Source organism: Aeromonas sp. 600724, assembly GCF_049175135.1.
GTDB lineage: Bacteria > Pseudomonadota > Gammaproteobacteria > Enterobacterales > Aeromonadaceae > Aeromonas > Aeromonas veronii_A.
This window is the reverse complement of record NZ_JAAKUM010000015.1, coordinates 115,124-129,046: the sequence shown is the minus strand read 5'-3', so window position 1 is coordinate 129,046 and position 13,923 is coordinate 115,124. Positions and strand designations below refer to the sequence as shown.

The 13,923-nt window shown below is 56.5% G+C and carries 17 protein-coding genes and 1 riboswitch; of the genes, 4 read left to right on the top strand and 13 right to left on the bottom strand.

The genetic code is table 11. From position 1 onward, the window contains the following. Positions 1 to 69: 69 nt before the first annotated feature. Positions 70 to 241: riboswitch (Lysine riboswitch) on the bottom strand. Between the two features lie 302 nt (positions 242 to 543). Next, entirely contained in the window at positions 544 to 948 is a 405-nt protein-coding gene (locus G5168_RS15080; protein ID WP_075115902.1) for an H-NS family nucleoid-associated regulatory protein, read from the top strand. A gap of 69 nt (positions 949 to 1,017) precedes the next feature. Here the strand turns inward: G5168_RS15080 and G5168_RS15075 are convergent, their stop codons facing one another. The 5 genes from G5168_RS15075 to G5168_RS15055 form a co-directional block, all read right to left on the bottom strand. Beyond that, positions 1,018 to 1,593, bottom strand: a complete 576-nt coding sequence (locus G5168_RS15075; protein ID WP_100646101.1) for a cob(I)yrinic acid a,c-diamide adenosyltransferase — start codon at positions 1,591 to 1,593, stop codon at positions 1,018 to 1,020. Then, entirely contained in the window at positions 1,590 to 1,820 is a 231-nt protein-coding gene (locus tag G5168_RS15070; protein WP_005337126.1) for a DUF3820 family protein, read from the bottom strand. The genes G5168_RS15075 and G5168_RS15070 overlap by 4 nt, the downstream gene beginning before the upstream one ends. A gap of 1 nt (position 1,821) precedes the next feature. Then, positions 1,822 to 2,493: a 7-carboxy-7-deazaguanine synthase QueE gene (gene queE, locus G5168_RS15065; RefSeq protein ID WP_227342578.1), complete on the bottom strand. Its 672-nt coding sequence runs from the start codon at positions 2,491 to 2,493 to the stop codon at positions 1,822 to 1,824. Between the two features lie 61 nt (positions 2,494 to 2,554). Further along, positions 2,555 to 3,262 carry a 7-cyano-7-deazaguanine synthase QueC gene (gene queC / locus G5168_RS15060; RefSeq protein ID WP_201990205.1) on the bottom strand — a complete coding sequence of 236 codons (708 nt, stop codon included), beginning with the start codon at positions 3,260 to 3,262 and terminating at the stop codon, positions 2,555 to 2,557. 20 nt (positions 3,263 to 3,282) lie between these two features. Then, positions 3,283 to 3,906, bottom strand: coding sequence for a tRNA-uridine aminocarboxypropyltransferase (locus tag G5168_RS15055; RefSeq protein ID WP_201990207.1), 624 nt, complete (start codon positions 3,904 to 3,906; stop codon positions 3,283 to 3,285). On the opposite strand from G5168_RS15055, the gene rrtA reads away from it, so the two are divergent. After that, positions 3,905 to 4,498, top strand: coding sequence for a rhombosortase (gene rrtA / locus G5168_RS15050; protein WP_179214420.1), 594 nt, complete (start codon positions 3,905 to 3,907; stop codon positions 4,496 to 4,498). The two genes, G5168_RS15055 and rrtA, sit on opposite strands and share 2 nt — an antisense overlap. Here the strand turns inward: rrtA and pyrF are convergent. The 6 genes from pyrF to cmk form a co-directional block, all read right to left on the bottom strand. Beyond that, positions 4,473 to 5,174 (bottom strand): orotidine-5'-phosphate decarboxylase, encoded by a 702-nt coding sequence (gene pyrF, locus G5168_RS15045; protein ID WP_227342577.1) that lies wholly within the window; start codon positions 5,172 to 5,174, stop codon positions 4,473 to 4,475. The genes rrtA and pyrF overlap by 26 nt on opposite strands. Before the next feature lie 18 nt (positions 5,175 to 5,192). Further along, entirely contained in the window at positions 5,193 to 6,359 is a 1,167-nt protein-coding gene (lapB, locus tag G5168_RS15040; RefSeq protein WP_227342575.1) for a lipopolysaccharide assembly protein LapB, read from the bottom strand. 9 nt (positions 6,360 to 6,368) lie between these two features. Next, positions 6,369 to 6,653, bottom strand: coding sequence for a LapA family protein (locus tag G5168_RS15035; protein ID WP_005337143.1), 285 nt, complete (start codon positions 6,651 to 6,653; stop codon positions 6,369 to 6,371). A gap of 158 nt (positions 6,654 to 6,811) precedes the next feature. Further along, positions 6,812 to 7,096: an integration host factor subunit beta gene (gene ihfB / locus G5168_RS15030; protein WP_005299934.1), complete on the bottom strand. Its 285-nt coding sequence runs from the start codon at positions 7,094 to 7,096 to the stop codon at positions 6,812 to 6,814. Positions 7,097 to 7,188: 92 nt separating this feature from the next. Then, positions 7,189 to 8,859, bottom strand: a complete 1,671-nt coding sequence (rpsA, locus tag G5168_RS15025; protein WP_005337148.1) for a 30S ribosomal protein S1 — start codon at positions 8,857 to 8,859, stop codon at positions 7,189 to 7,191. Positions 8,860 to 8,953: 94 nt separating this feature from the next. After that, positions 8,954 to 9,646, bottom strand: coding sequence for a (d)CMP kinase (cmk, locus tag G5168_RS15020; RefSeq protein WP_021231399.1), 693 nt, complete (start codon positions 9,644 to 9,646; stop codon positions 8,954 to 8,956). A 247-nt stretch (positions 9,647 to 9,893) separates the two neighbouring features. Here cmk and ribA point away from each other — a divergent pair, with 247 nt between their 5' ends. Then, entirely contained in the window at positions 9,894 to 10,487 is a 594-nt protein-coding gene (gene ribA, locus G5168_RS15015) for a GTP cyclohydrolase II (protein ID WP_005337152.1), read from the top strand. A gap of 81 nt (positions 10,488 to 10,568) precedes the next feature. On the opposite strand, the gene G5168_RS15010 is transcribed toward ribA, so the two are convergent. Beyond that, positions 10,569 to 11,525 carry a LysR substrate-binding domain-containing protein gene (locus G5168_RS15010; protein ID WP_216950608.1) on the bottom strand — a complete coding sequence of 319 codons (957 nt, stop codon included), beginning with the start codon at positions 11,523 to 11,525 and terminating at the stop codon, positions 10,569 to 10,571. Positions 11,526 to 11,588: 63 nt separating this feature from the next. After that, entirely contained in the window at positions 11,589 to 12,464 is an 876-nt protein-coding gene (locus G5168_RS15005; RefSeq protein WP_216978982.1) for a LysR family transcriptional regulator, read from the bottom strand. A 95-nt stretch (positions 12,465 to 12,559) separates the two neighbouring features. Here G5168_RS15005 and G5168_RS15000 point away from each other — a divergent pair, with 95 nt between their 5' ends. Next, complete coding sequence (locus G5168_RS15000; RefSeq protein ID WP_021231402.1) at positions 12,560 to 13,783, top strand: MFS transporter; 1,224 nt, start codon at positions 12,560 to 12,562, stop codon at positions 13,781 to 13,783. Positions 13,784 to 13,923 lie beyond the last annotated feature (140 nt).

Here is a 13,923-nt window from a genome sequence, read left to right as displayed (position 1 = left end):
ATTACAGGTGGAGATCTACCGAGAGGATCTAAAGAAACAAAACCTATGGGGAGGTCATACTCCTCAGCCCCTTCAGGTAGCGCTCCATAGTGGATGACTATGGCAGTCCTGCACCTATTAGATGCAGAACCAGCAGCCCGGTATGATGGCCTGGCCACTTCGGCGCTGACTCCTTTCCTTGTGCATCACAGGCATCACCCTCCGCACAAATACTCATAGGCAGCGCGCCTCTACTTAAAGGTATTCGCCGCACATTTTATCGAGATGGCAGCTTATAGCAAGTTTTTTGATTAAATAGTCACGATAAACATATCAAGGTCGAAAAATGGTAGTCAAATGATGCAACAACGCCAGCTTTGGCGCTATTTTCACCTACTACGGCTTCATTGGCATCCAATCACCAAGCCTATTGCTGGCCATATTAAATATCTATATTGATGTTCCCCACGGATATTATATTTAACCCGGCTTGACTTATTTAAATCACCAAGCAAGAATCAGCTGGAACATAATATTTTTCTCTGACTCGACGTGGTAACTCCTATGAATGAATTTTTAAAGGTACTGCTTAATATCCGCAGTCTGCGTGCGACCTGCCGCGAGCTTTCTCTGGAACAACTGGAAGAGGCACTGGAAAAACTCTCTACTATCGTTGCTGAACGTCAGCAGGATGAAGCTGCCGAGCGTCAGGCCCGTGAAGAGCATCTGCGGAAAATTAACGAATATAGCGAAATGCTGAAAGCCGCCGGTATTGACCCGGCAGAATTGGTAAGCGCTGTCGCTACCAACCCCGGCAAATCAGAAAAAGCCAAGCGGGCGCCACGTCCTGCCAAATATCGCTATCAGGATAATGGCGTAGAGAAAACCTGGACCGGCCAGGGCCGTATGCCTTCAGTCATTGCCAGCGCAGTGGCAGCAGGCAAATCACTGGAAGATTTTGCTATCTGACAGCGCTTGCGTTGCTAATAAAAAACCTCGCCTTGGCGAGGTTTTTTATTGCCGCTTAAACGTGAAATATCAGATAGCCGATTGCGGACGATCTGCTGCCTTGACCCACAGCACTTCACGATCCCCTGCCACGCAGATGAGATAGCGGGCAACGGTAAAGAACCAGTCACTCATCCGGTTCAGATAGGGCAGCACCTCGGGATTAACCCGCTCTTCCCGGCTCAAGGTCAGCAGCAAGCGCTCGCAATGACGCACCAGAGTACGCACCACATGCGCTTGCGCCGCGGCACGGGAACCACCCGGCAATATAAATTGGCGCAGCGGTGGCAATGGCTCGCTATAACGATCTATCTGCTGTTCAAGGCGAGTGGTCCAGGCAGCATTAACTTGCCAAATTGATTCATTCTGGGCGTCGCTGGAGAATGCCAACTCGCCCCCCAGATCAAACAACTCCTGTTGCAACAGCTGTAAATCAGCCAATAAGCCGACCTCTTGCGATGGCACGTCACAAATCAGCAAGCCAATATGGGAGTTGAGCTCATCGATATAACCGTAGGTCTCGACCCGCAAATGATCCTTGGGCAATGGGATACCATCGGCCAGCCGGGTCATGCCCTTGTCGCCCTGCCTCGTATATATTCTCATACCGACATCCTGTTAATAATGGGAATAATCATGGACTCGAGTCCATTGAGTTTGATTTCGTAAGCCAACGCCAGCGTCTGGCCCAATTTACCCGCCGGAAAACCGCTGCGCGCCATCCACACCAGATAGGGCTCGGGAATATCGATGATACGCCGCCCCTGATATTTACCGTAAGGCATCTTGTTAGTCAGAGTCAGCAGTACCTGTTCGTCGGATAGCCAATCCATATTAATCAATATCCAGATATTTATGAGTCTGGATTGAGAGTCGCCAGTTACGCGCGATACAGGTATCCATCGCCAATTGGGTGGCCCTTGGCTTCTGGCTGATCGGCTGCAAGGCAATGACCACGTCCGGGCGCAGAGTTGCGGTCGCCAGCAGCACATCCAGCTCTTCAATATGGTGCTCGGTGGCCACCGGATGCTTGATCTCGTTGGCCCGCTCCAGCGCCGAGACCAGCACAGGCAGCCCCCCTTTCATACCGATCTTGGGGGAGACTGTTACCCAGGTCTGCTCATGAGTCTTGATCTCGCTGGTGCCACTGGTTTCAATTTGCACCTGATAACCCGCCGCCAGTAATGCTGACGAGAGTTCGTGCAGATCGTAGAGGCAGGGCTCGCCACCGGTGATCACCACATGGCGCGCCTGATAACCCAGATCGCCAAAGCTCTTGATAATCTGCGCTGTGCTGAGTTGGCTCCAGCAATCGGATTCGTTGGAACGATCCAGCACCGCCTCCTTGCCCACTTCACGAGCCGGATCAACAACCCAGGTATGACGGGTATCGCACCAGGGGCAGCCCACCGGGCAACCCTGCAGGCGAACAAAGATGGCGGGCAGGCCGGTAAAGATGCCCTCCCCCTGGATGGTCTGGAAAATCTCGTTGATTGGGTAGTGCATCTCGATCACAGCTTGTTGCAAAAGTCGCGGATTATACCCCAAGCCACGGCAAGACGCAGGCTCACTCTGCGCTTTTCTCGCCCAGCCCGGTTTTCTCAAATAGTCTGGCCATGATGCCCGCCTTATCGGCCAGATAGTTGTTCAGGCCGCGACGGCGCAGTTCACACGCAGGACACGTGCCGCAGCCGTCACCGGCAATGCCGTTGTAGCAGGTCAGGGTCTGCTGGCGCACCGTGTCGAGGTGACCATAGTGATCCGCCAGTGCCCAGGTCTCGGCCTTGTCGAGCCACATCAAGGGAGTTTCAAAACGGATGCCGCGATCCAACCCCAGCGACACCGCCTGATTGAGGGCCTTGACGAACGCGTCACGGCAATCGGGATAGCCGGAGAAGTCAGTCTCGCAGACACCAGTGATCACCGCTTCGGCGCCTACCTGATAGGCATAGATGGAGGCCAGGGTCAGGAACAGGATATTGCGGCCCGGCACGAAGGTGTTGGGCAGCCCGTTATCCTGCAGCTCGCAGCTGACAGGAATGTCGTCACGGGTCAGGGCAGAGACCGCCAGCTCATTGAGCAGCGTCACATCCATCACCTTGTGGGCGGCAATCCCCAGAGCACTGCCCAGACGGCGCGCGGTGTCGATCTCTTCCCGATGGCGCTGGCCATAGTCGAAGGTGATGGCGTGCACTTCATCATACCGGGCCAATGCCTGCACCAGACAAGTAGTGCTGTCCTGACCGCCGCTGAAAACCACGACTGCTTTTTTCATCTTGATAACTCCTTGAATTGTCACGCGCGGCGGCCTTCGGCAAAGTCCTGCCACTGGGTATTCAACCGATTGAACAGGGTCAGCAAGGGCGCATAGCGCTCCGGCCTTCCCTCCCACCGGGACAAGAGGTGATAGCCCGCCTCTATGGTAGAGAGGGCATCGGGAAAGGGTTTCTTGCGAATGGCATATTGACCGGCAATGGCACCAATGCCGATGCGGGGCAAGCGGGCCAGTGCCGGGTTGCTCTGCAACATGCGATAGGCTTTGCGCCAGGTGCCGTCAAGCAAGATAAAGGCGACGGATACGGAGCCAGAGGATTCACTCTCCCACTGTTGGCGAAGATCGGTCAGCGAAATGGCATCCTCATCCGGCCAGAGTAGATAGCAGCGACGGGAAAGATCTGCGAGTAACCCATTGAGCCACTCATCGCAGGAAAAGTCCTCCCCCACATGGATCTCGCACTGTTGCAAAGAGGCCGCCAGCAGTGCCGCGGTCCCCTTGGGATGTGCCACCTCGTTGGGGTGCTGCAAGATGTAGAGGGGCGTGTGATTGTCAACCGGCACAATATAATCGCACAGGCAGGCTTTGAGGGCTCGGGTGCAACGTGTACAGTATCGACTGTTCTTGTCGTTGGACTGTTTCATGTTGTCAGACAAATCTGGATTGCTCTGGGTTATCACGCTCTCTCTCACCAGCTTGCTACTCTTCTTTACCGTTCCCAATCTTCAGCTCTCCTTCGATCGGCCCTTGATCGCCGGGGGCGAAGGGTGGCGGATCATAACAGGCAATCTGGCTCATACCAATCTGTGGCACCTGCTGCTCAATCTGGGCGGCCTCGCCATCCTCTATAGCCTGTTTCGCGACTATCTGGGTGGGGCTCGCCTGCCGCTGCTGATGTTGCTGCTCTGGTTGGCAGTGGGCTTGGGGATCTGGTGGTGGTGCCCGCAGACCCAATGGTACATGGGGCTATCCGGCTCGCTGCATGGCCTGTTTGTCTGGGGGGCAATGCAGGATATCCGCCACGGACGCCGCACATCGGGCTGGCTACTGTTGGCAGGGATGGGGCTCAAGCTGGCGATGGACTTCTACAACGCGGGAGAGACCCCGATATCCACCCTGATCAATGCCAGGGTACACATCGGCTCTCATCTTATCGGGGCCGGTGCAGGCCTGTTGCTCGGCCTGCACCGTGTATCACTGAGTGAGCCTGTTACGCACCAACCAGCTCGGCATTGATGCTGGCCAGCATGGCGGCCGGATCGGCAGCCTGCGTAATGGGGCGACCGATAACCAGATAATCGGACCCCGCCTCGACCGCGGATTTCGGTGTCATCACCCGGCGCTGATCCCCGGCTGCTGAACCGGTCGGGCGAATACCCGGGGTCACCAGCTTGAAATCGGCGCCCAACAAGGCTTTCAGCTCATGGGCCTCGTTGGCAGAGCAGACAACCCCATCCAAGCCGGATGCCTTGGTCAAGGTAGCCAGCCGGATCACCTGCTCGGCAGGGCTCACATCCAACCCGAGGGGGATCATGTCGGACTGCTCCATGCTGGTCAGCACGGTCACGCCGATAAGCAGGGGGGCCTTGTCGCCATAAGGCAGTAGCGCCTCTTTGGCGGCACGCATCATCCGCTCGCCACCACTGGCATGCACGTTGACCATCCAGACACCGAGCTCGGCACTGGCTGCCACGGCTTTGGCAACGGTATTGGGAATATCGTGAAATTTCAGATCCAGAAAGACATCGAATCCCTTGGCCACCAGCTGGCGTACAAACTGCGGGCCAAACAGGGTAAACATCTCCTTGCCTACCTTGAGACGGCACTGGGCAGGAGAGATACGTTCAACGAACGCTAAGGCATCTGCCTCGTGCTGATAATCCAGCGCTACCAGTACTTTGGGATCTTGCATCTCACATCCTATTGCTTGTTATTCACCGTCCAGACCACGGATCGGCTTGATGGAACCCCACTGGCGACAAGACGGGCACTGCCAGAACAACGAGTGAGTGGCAAAGCCGCACTGCCGACACTTGTGGGTTGACTTGATTTTGATCTGCTCGCCGACCAGCTGTTGCAACAGTTCGAGGCTCTCCTTGGCTGGCCCCTCTTCCGCACTGGCCAGCTGAAAACCCACCAGCTGGTAAAAACCTTTCATCGACGGATGACGACGCAGCTGACGCAGCACCAGCGAACGGGCCTGGCTCAGGCCATCACGCTCTTCAACCAGCTTGGCAAGGGCCAGGGTCACGCTGACGCCGGCGTGATCTTCCACTGCCTTCTCAAGCAGCGGGATCAACGCAGGCGTGCGCCCCAACTGCTGATAGCACTCGAGCAATTTGGGCATTGCCTCGGAGGCAAAATCGATATCCTGCTCGAACACCCGCAGCAGCTCCTTGCTGGCCTGCTCATACTCCCCCTCTGCTATGGCGAGCTCAGCGAGGCGCAAACTGGCCCGGGCACATGCCGGATTGATACTGAGCGCCCGTTTGAGCTTGGCCAGCCCCTCCCCTTTATTGCCCTCACGCAGCGCGATCTCGGCTTGTTCGCAATAGAAATGGGAGATGGGGTCGGCCAGCTTCTTGCCCTGGAATTTTTGCAGACGCACCGCCACATCGATGGCCTTATCCCAATCCCGCAACTGCTGATGGATGATCAACAGCTGTGCCAGCGCCGTCTCTTCATAGTCGCTGTCGTCACACAGCTCATTCCAGAGCGCTTCCGCTCGGTCCAACAGACCAGCAGCCAAAAAGTCGCGCGCAAGCTCCTGCAAGGCAAGCTGTCGCTGCTCCCGGGTCAGCTGGCGGGTTACCAGGTTCTGGTGGATCTTGATGGCACGATCGACCTCCCCACGCTGGCGAAACAGGTTGCCGAGGGAGAGGTGTGTTTCGATGGTTTCACTGTCCACCTCAAGCAGTTGGATAAAGAGATCCACCGCCTTGTCGGATTCATCGGACAGCAAATAGTTGAGGCCCGCCACATACTGGCGGGAAAACTGGTTACTCTGTTTTTGGGTGTCCTGGCGAACACTCCTGCGACCCATGTACCAGCCATAACCGGCGGCGATGGGCAACAGCAGGAAAAGCAGTTCAAGCATTGAGGAACATTATTCCTTACCCGGTGACCGGGCCAGCTCCAACTCGCGGGATTGACGACGCATGGTGCGGTTGAGGGTGCGGTTTTGCATTTTCAGGCGCAGGAACAGCAGGCCGAATACCAGCCAGCCCAGCAAAAAACCGCCAGCGAAGAAGAAGCCCAACAGCATGGCAAGCGAAAACTCACCCTGAGCGATCAGGTAATTGAACTGAACCAGCTGGCCATTTTGTGAGCCCAGCGCCAGGGTCAGAACAAACACCAGCACCAGCGGAATGAGGGCCAAAATACGCTTCATAAGAGCTCCCTGTCAGTATCTAATGAGAGGCTGATTATCCTTAAAATCGCAGGCAGACTCTAGAGTGAATGGGAAAAGAGTTTAAGAAACAAGACGATTGGCACAGGAATCGGTGCCAAAAAGAAAAAAGGCATACCCGAGGTATGCCCATTTCTGCATTATTCAATGATGTTGACGCGCTCGCGCAACTCTTTGCCTGGTTTGAAGTGCGGGACATATTTCCCGGTCAGTTCAACCTTGTCCCCAGTCTTGGGGTTGCGGCCCACACGGGGCGCACGATAGTGCAGTGAAAAACTGCCAAATCCGCGGATTTCAATCCGGTCGCCGTTTTGCAAGGTCGACGCCATCTGCTCAAGGATCTCCTTGATGGCGGCTTCGACATCCTTGGCCGGCATATGCATGCGGCTGGCTGCCAGTTGTTCGATGAGATCTGATTTGGTCATAACGTTAAATCTCCTTCCCCGATCACATGCAATATTCATTTTGCCAGGATAAAAAAGGGCGGCGCAATGCCGCCCTTTTCTTGCATCAAGGATTACTCACCCTTGGCGGCTTTGAACGCTTCCATCATAGCATTGCTGAACACAACTTCTTCTTGTTGGTTCAGGTTATCGATAGCAACACGCTCATCAGCCTCGTCCTTAGCACGGACAGACAGGCTTACGGTGCGGTTCTTACGATCAACGCCCATGAATTTAGCTTCAACTTCGTCACCAACAGACAGCACCAGAGTGGCGTCTTCTACACGGTCACGAGCAGCGTCGGAGGCACGCAGGTAGCCTTCTACGCCATCAGCCAGTTCGATAACGGCACCTTTGGCATCAACCTCGGTAACCTTACCCTTCACGATAGCACCTTTCTTGTTGTCAGCCAGGTACTTGTTGAACGGGTCTTCTTCGATCTGCTTGACACCCAGGGAGATGCGCTCACGCTCCGGATCCACTTGCAGAACAACGGCTTCGATCTCGTCGCCTTTCTTGAATTCACGCACGGCTTCTTCGCCCTGGTTGTTCCAGGAGATGTCAGACAGGTGAACCAGGCCGTCGATGCCGCCATCCAGACCGATGAAGATACCGAAGTCAGTGATGGACTTGATCTTGCCGGAAACACGGTCGCCTTTGGCGTGAGTTTCGGCAAACAGCTGCCACGGGTTGGATTTGCACTGCTTCAGACCCAGGGAGATACGACGACGCTCTTCGTCGATGTCCAGAACCATCACGTCAACCACGTCGCCAACGTTAACAACTTTGGACGGGTGGATGTTCTTGTTGGTCCAATCCATCTCGGATACGTGTACCAGGCCTTCAACGCCTTCTTCGATTTCAACGAAGCAGCCGTAGTCGGTCAGGTTGGTCACGCGGCCAGACAGACGGGTGGTCTCCGGGTAACGCTTGGCGATAGCAACCCAGGGATCTTCGCCCAGCTGCTTCAGACCCAGGGATACGCGGGTACGCTCGCGGTCGAACTTCAGAACCTTGACAGCGATCTCGTCGCCAACGTTGACGATTTCGGAAGGATGCTTAACGCGCTTCCACGCCATGTCGGTGATGTGCAGCAGGCCGTCAACACCGCCCAGATCTACGAATGCACCGTAGTCGGTCAGGTTCTTGACGATACCCTTAACTTCTTGACCTTCTTGCAGGTTAGCCAGCAGGCTTTCGCGCTCGGAGGTGTTCTCGGTCTCGATCACGGCACGACGGGAAACAACAACGTTGTTGCGCTTCTGGTCCAGCTTGATGACTTTGAACTCGAGTTCTTTGTTTTCCAGGTGAGCGGTGTCACGGATCGGACGCACGTCAACCAGAGAACCCGGCAGGAAGGCACGGATGCCGTTCAGTTCAACGGTGAAACCACCCTTGACCTTGCCGTTGATGATACCGATAACGGTAGCTTGCTCTTCGTAAGCCTTCTCAAGCTGCAGCCAGGCTTCGTGGCGCTTGGCTTTTTCGCGGGACAGCTTGGTTTCGCCGAAACCATCTTCGATAGAGTCCAGAGCCACGTCAACGGTGTCGCCGACGTTGATTTCCAGCTCGCCCATGGCGTTCTTGAATTCTTCAGCCGGGATAGCGGACTCGGATTTCAGACCGGCGTCAACCAGTACAAAACCGTTCTCGATAGCAACGACAGTACCCTTGACGATGGAACCTTGACGGGTTTCAACGGCGTTCAGGGACTCTTCAAAGAGTTGAGCAAAAGATTCGATCATTGTTTATGTCACAAATGAAACATCCACTTGCAATCCGGCACAAGCGGGGCTGTTTTAAATAATCTGCGCCATCCTTGGTGCAGACGACCGGATGTCAGCTTGCGCTGGCATCACCAAGTTGTTGCTCTGCATAGGCGAGTACTGTTGCCAGCACTTCATCTATGGTCATAGCGGTAGAGTCTACCACCAGAGCATCTTCTGCCGGTTTCAGGGGTGCAGTAGCGCGATTTCTGTCGCGATCGTCACGTTCCAGAATCTCGGTTAAAAGACGCTCAAAGTTAACATCAAAGCCCTTATCTTGCAACTGCTTATAGCGACGCTGGGCCCGTTCTTCGGCACTGGCGTCGAGGAAAATCTTCACCTCGGCCTCGGGGAAAACAACTGTGCCCATGTCACGACCGTCCGCAATCAGACCCGGGGCCTGACGAAATGCCCGCTGACGGCGCAGCAAGGCTTCGCGCACACGGGGGAAGGCGGCGATTTTACTGGCAGCATTACCCACTTCTTCGGTGCGGATGGTACGGGAGACATCTTCCCCTTCCAGGATCACCTTGACCAGATCGCCCTCAACCTGAAATTGCACATCCAGATTGGCGGCCAGCGGCACCAGTGAGGCTTCACTGTCCAGCTCTACATCGTGATGCAGGGCGGCCAGGGACAACACCCGATAGATGGCGCCCGAGTCCAGCAAGTGCCAACCCAGCTTCTCAGCAAGCAGCTGACACAAGGTGCCTTTACCTGCACCACTGGGGCCATCAATTGTCATTACGGGGGCCATCTGAGGCATAACTTCTCTCCTGCTCTGTGTTGCTCCCATCCCGAAGGGTGGGTTAATGGGCGCCGATTATACCCGAATGTGGTGAGCCTGGCAGTCATCAATCCGCACAAAGGGCCAAAACCCCGGCAGGCGACTGTGCTTGTATCTCATTTGGAGATTTCATTAAGCAATGCAGGGACTTGTTCTTATGGTCGTTCCTGACAAGGCGCGCTAAACTGGCCCCCTTTTTTGAGCCGTTAGTAGTAAGGAGCAACCTATGAGCAGCGTTACCCTCGTGGCCAAATCCAAATTGCCCACCCCTTGGGGCACCTTCACGCTGGTAGGTTTTCAGGAAACCGGCACAGGCAAAGATCATGCCGCACTGGTGATGGGCGACATTACCGGTGAAGAGCCCGTGCTGGGCCGGATCCACTCAGAGTGCCTGACCGGCGACGCCCTGTTCAGCCTGCGTTGTGACTGCGGTTTCCAGTTGCAGGCGGCCATGGAGAATATCGCCAAAGCCGGTCGTGGCGTGTTGCTGTATGTGCGTCAAGAGGGCCGAGGCATCGGCTTGCTCAACAAGATCCGCGCCTATCACCTGCAGGATCAGGGAGCCGATACCGTGGAAGCCAACGTGGCCCTTGGTTTCGCCGCCGATATGCGCGACTACACCATCTGCGCCGATATGCTCAAGCAGCTTGAGGTCAAGTCTCTCAAACTGATGACCAACAACCCGCGCAAGATGAAAGCGATGGAATCCTTCGGTATTCCGGTGGCCGAACGGGTACCGTTGCAGGAAGGGCGCAATCCCCACAACGAGTTCTATCTGTCGACCAAGGCCAACAAGCTGGATCATATGCTGAAGAAGTGAGCCTGAATTGACGAATGTCAGATTGTCAAACGCCTCCCATTGGGAGGCGTTTTTCTTGGGATGACCACACATCAACCCAAGCTATCTAAGTGGCACGGTCAAATTGGCCAGCATAGCTTCAAGCTCTTCGCCAGTGCGGGCAGCACAGTATTGTTCAACCCGCTCCCGGGTCAATTGCGGCGCGAGACGTCCAATCAGGTCATACAGATAGCCGCACAAAAACGCCCCTCTGCGCAACCCGATAGCGGCAACGCCACTAGGTAGCCAAGGCACCTGTTTGAGCAGCAGATCACCATCGCGCTGGGGCTCCCAGGCAAAAGTTGCCATCACTCCGATGCCCATCCCTTGTCTGACATAGGTCTTGAGCACATCGCTGTCGCTCGCACAGCAGGCGATCCGGCTCTCGGCATGAGCGCAATCAGAGCCATGAGTTGTGGAGAGAGCCCTTCCATCGGTCACCAATGCAAATTCCACCAGCTCGGCCGGGGTCAGCGATGTTGCTCTGGCCAATGGATGCTCCTTGGGCAGCACCAAGCCCCGTTGCCACTGAAAAGAGGGGAGCACAAGCAGATCGCTCCCATCCTCCGGTTCATCCGCCAGCAGCAGATCGGCAGCGCCATCATGCACGGCTGCTCGGCACTGCGCCGCACTCCCCTGCATCACCGTTACGGCCACTTTGGGAAAGCGGGCCATGAAACCCTTGAGGATGGCAGGCAGAATATAACGGGCCTGCAGATGAGTAGCGGCAATGGTGAGGGTTCCCTGCTCCGGATGCACATGCTGCCTGGCCATCACTTTGATGGTGGCGACCTTGTCGAGCACCTCGGCGGCTACTTTGATCACATCCCGACCTATGGGGGTGATCTGGGTCAAGTGTTTGCCGCTGCGCTCGAAGATCTGGATCCCCAGCTCATCCTCCAGCATCCGCACTTGTTTGCTGATCCCGGGCTGGGAGGTAAAGAGGCTCTCGGCGGTGGCCGACAGATTCAGCCTGTGGTTCGCCACCTCGACGATATAGCGCAATTGCTGCAATTTCATGGTGTAGCCCTCAAGCGAACCCACCGTTAATAGTAACAAACTTTCAGCAATGACCCGCCGCCATCAGGCCGGGCGCTCCTTGAGTAGAAAATCACGCAAGGCACGATTGGCCATGGAGAGCGGATCGCCACGCCGCCACGCCACACAGAGGTCGAGGTAGATGGGCGGGTCGAAGGGCACGCCACTCAGATCCGGCTCCTCTTCCAGCACCATTCGCAAGAAGGTGGTTACCGCAAAACCTTGCCGCACCACCGCCTTGAGCAAAGGGATCAGATTGCTCTCGAAGGCGATATCGGGCTCGACGCCGAGGCTCTGGGCCAGCGCCTCCATATGCTCGCGGTGGTAGAAACCGCGGCGAAACAACGCCAGCTCCTGAGCGAAAAACTGTGAGAGGGTGACGGCCGGTTCGCCGCGCAAGGGGTGATCATCCCCCACCACCATCAACATCTCTTCACTCAACAGATGTGCCCCCTCGATGGCGGGCGGCAGATCACTGGTGATGAGAATGGCCAGATCGAGGGAGCCATCCACCATCCGGCTGAGCAGCTCGCGGGTACCGGCCTCTTCGACCCGGATCTTGAGGCCGGGGTAGCGGTGCTTGAAGGCCATCAGACGAGGGGGGAAATAGTAGGAGCCCATCATATAGGGGATCCCGATCCGTACCTCCCCCCGCTCCAACCCCTTGAGCTCTGCCATCTCGGCCTCGGCCTGATGCATCTGCAGCAACAGACGCTCGGCATGGCGACAGAGCACCTCTCCCTCAGGGGTGAGCCGTACCGCCCGGTCCTGTCGATCAAACAGCCGCAGCTCGAGCTGCTGCTCCAGTTTGGCAATGGCCATGCTGATGGCCGGCTGTGCCACATGCAGACTGTTGGCTGCCTTGGTAAATGAGCTGGCATCCCTGACCGCCAGCAGATAGGTGAGCTGTTTCAGATCCATGTATCAATTCATCTTATGAGATGGATAACTTAAATATATTATATTTATAACTGCAAGGACTCTACCCTGACCAAAAGCAGTCAGGACAATACGCAATGATTGAAGTCGGAAGTCGCGAGTGGATACGTGCAACCCTGGCCCTCAGCCTGGGCTCTTTTCTGGTGTTTCTGAACCTCTACCAGACCCACCCCCTGTTACCCCTGATTGCCGAGGTCTTCTCGGTCAACTCCCTCTCGGCCAGCTGGACCTTGGCAGGATGCACAGCAGGCCTTGCCGCCTCCTTGCTGATCTGCGCCAGACTGGCGGATCGCCATGGCCGTCGGCAGGTCATGCTGGGTACACTCACCCTGGCGATCCTGCTCTCACTGTTGATCCCCCTGGTTGAGCAGTTTGGTTCACTGCTGTTGCTACGCATCCTGCAGGGTGCGCTGCTGGCCGGGTTACCAGCCACTGCGATTGCCTATATGGGGGAAGAGTTCAGTAAACGGGCGCTGCTCTCGGCGGTGGGGGTCTATATTGCCGCCAACTCCCTCGGTGGCATTGCCGGTCGGGTGGTCGGCGGCCTGCTGGCGGGCTGGTTTGGCGACTGGCAACATACCTTTCTGGGGATCGGTGTGATCAGCCTGTCACTGCTGCCGCTGGTCTTCTGGCTGCTGCCCCATCAGACCCGCTTTGTGGCGAGCGCCCCCGTTCGCGGCCAATTTGCTCGCGCCTTGCAGCAGCACCTGACCAATCCCTTGCTGGTAGGGGCTTACCTTATCGGGGGACTCAACTTTATGGTGTTTCTGAACCAGTTCAGTTATCTCACCTTCCTGCTGGCAAAGCCCCCATTCTCCTTGCCCACCCAGTGGCTCGGCATGCTGTTTCTCACCTATCTCTCGGGGACGGTGGCCTCCTCACTGAGCGGCCGCTTTGCCAACCGCTGGGGGGCACAACGCATGCTGCTGGTCGGGATCGCCCTGATGGCCCTCGGCAGTCTATGGCTACTGCAAGCTAGCCTGCTCGGGATCCTGAGTGGCTTGCTGATCTCCAGCTTCGGCTTTTTCCTGGCACACGCCTGCGCTAGTGCCTGGGTTGGTCATCATGTCGAACACAACCGCGCCCTCGCCTCCTCTCTCTATCTGGTAGCCTACTATCTGGGAGCCAGTCTGGGGGGACTTTACCTACACCCCTTCTGGGAGCAGGGCGAGCTGGGCGGTCTGGTCATGGGTATTGAACTGGTCCTCATCTTGACGGCCGGCTTGAGCCTCTGGCTCGGCCGTCTCAAGCAGCGAAGCCAATCGCCACTGCCCGCCCAGCAACCCCACCGACACGGGTAACAGGCTCAGCGCAAACAGGGTCACCCACGAGCAGATAGCGCTCTCGCAACCCAGCACCGCCAGATAGCAAAAGGGGTCACACCGGTGACCCCTTTTGCTGCGTTATTCAAGAGCCTGTCAGGCTCGCACCGCATAGAGCG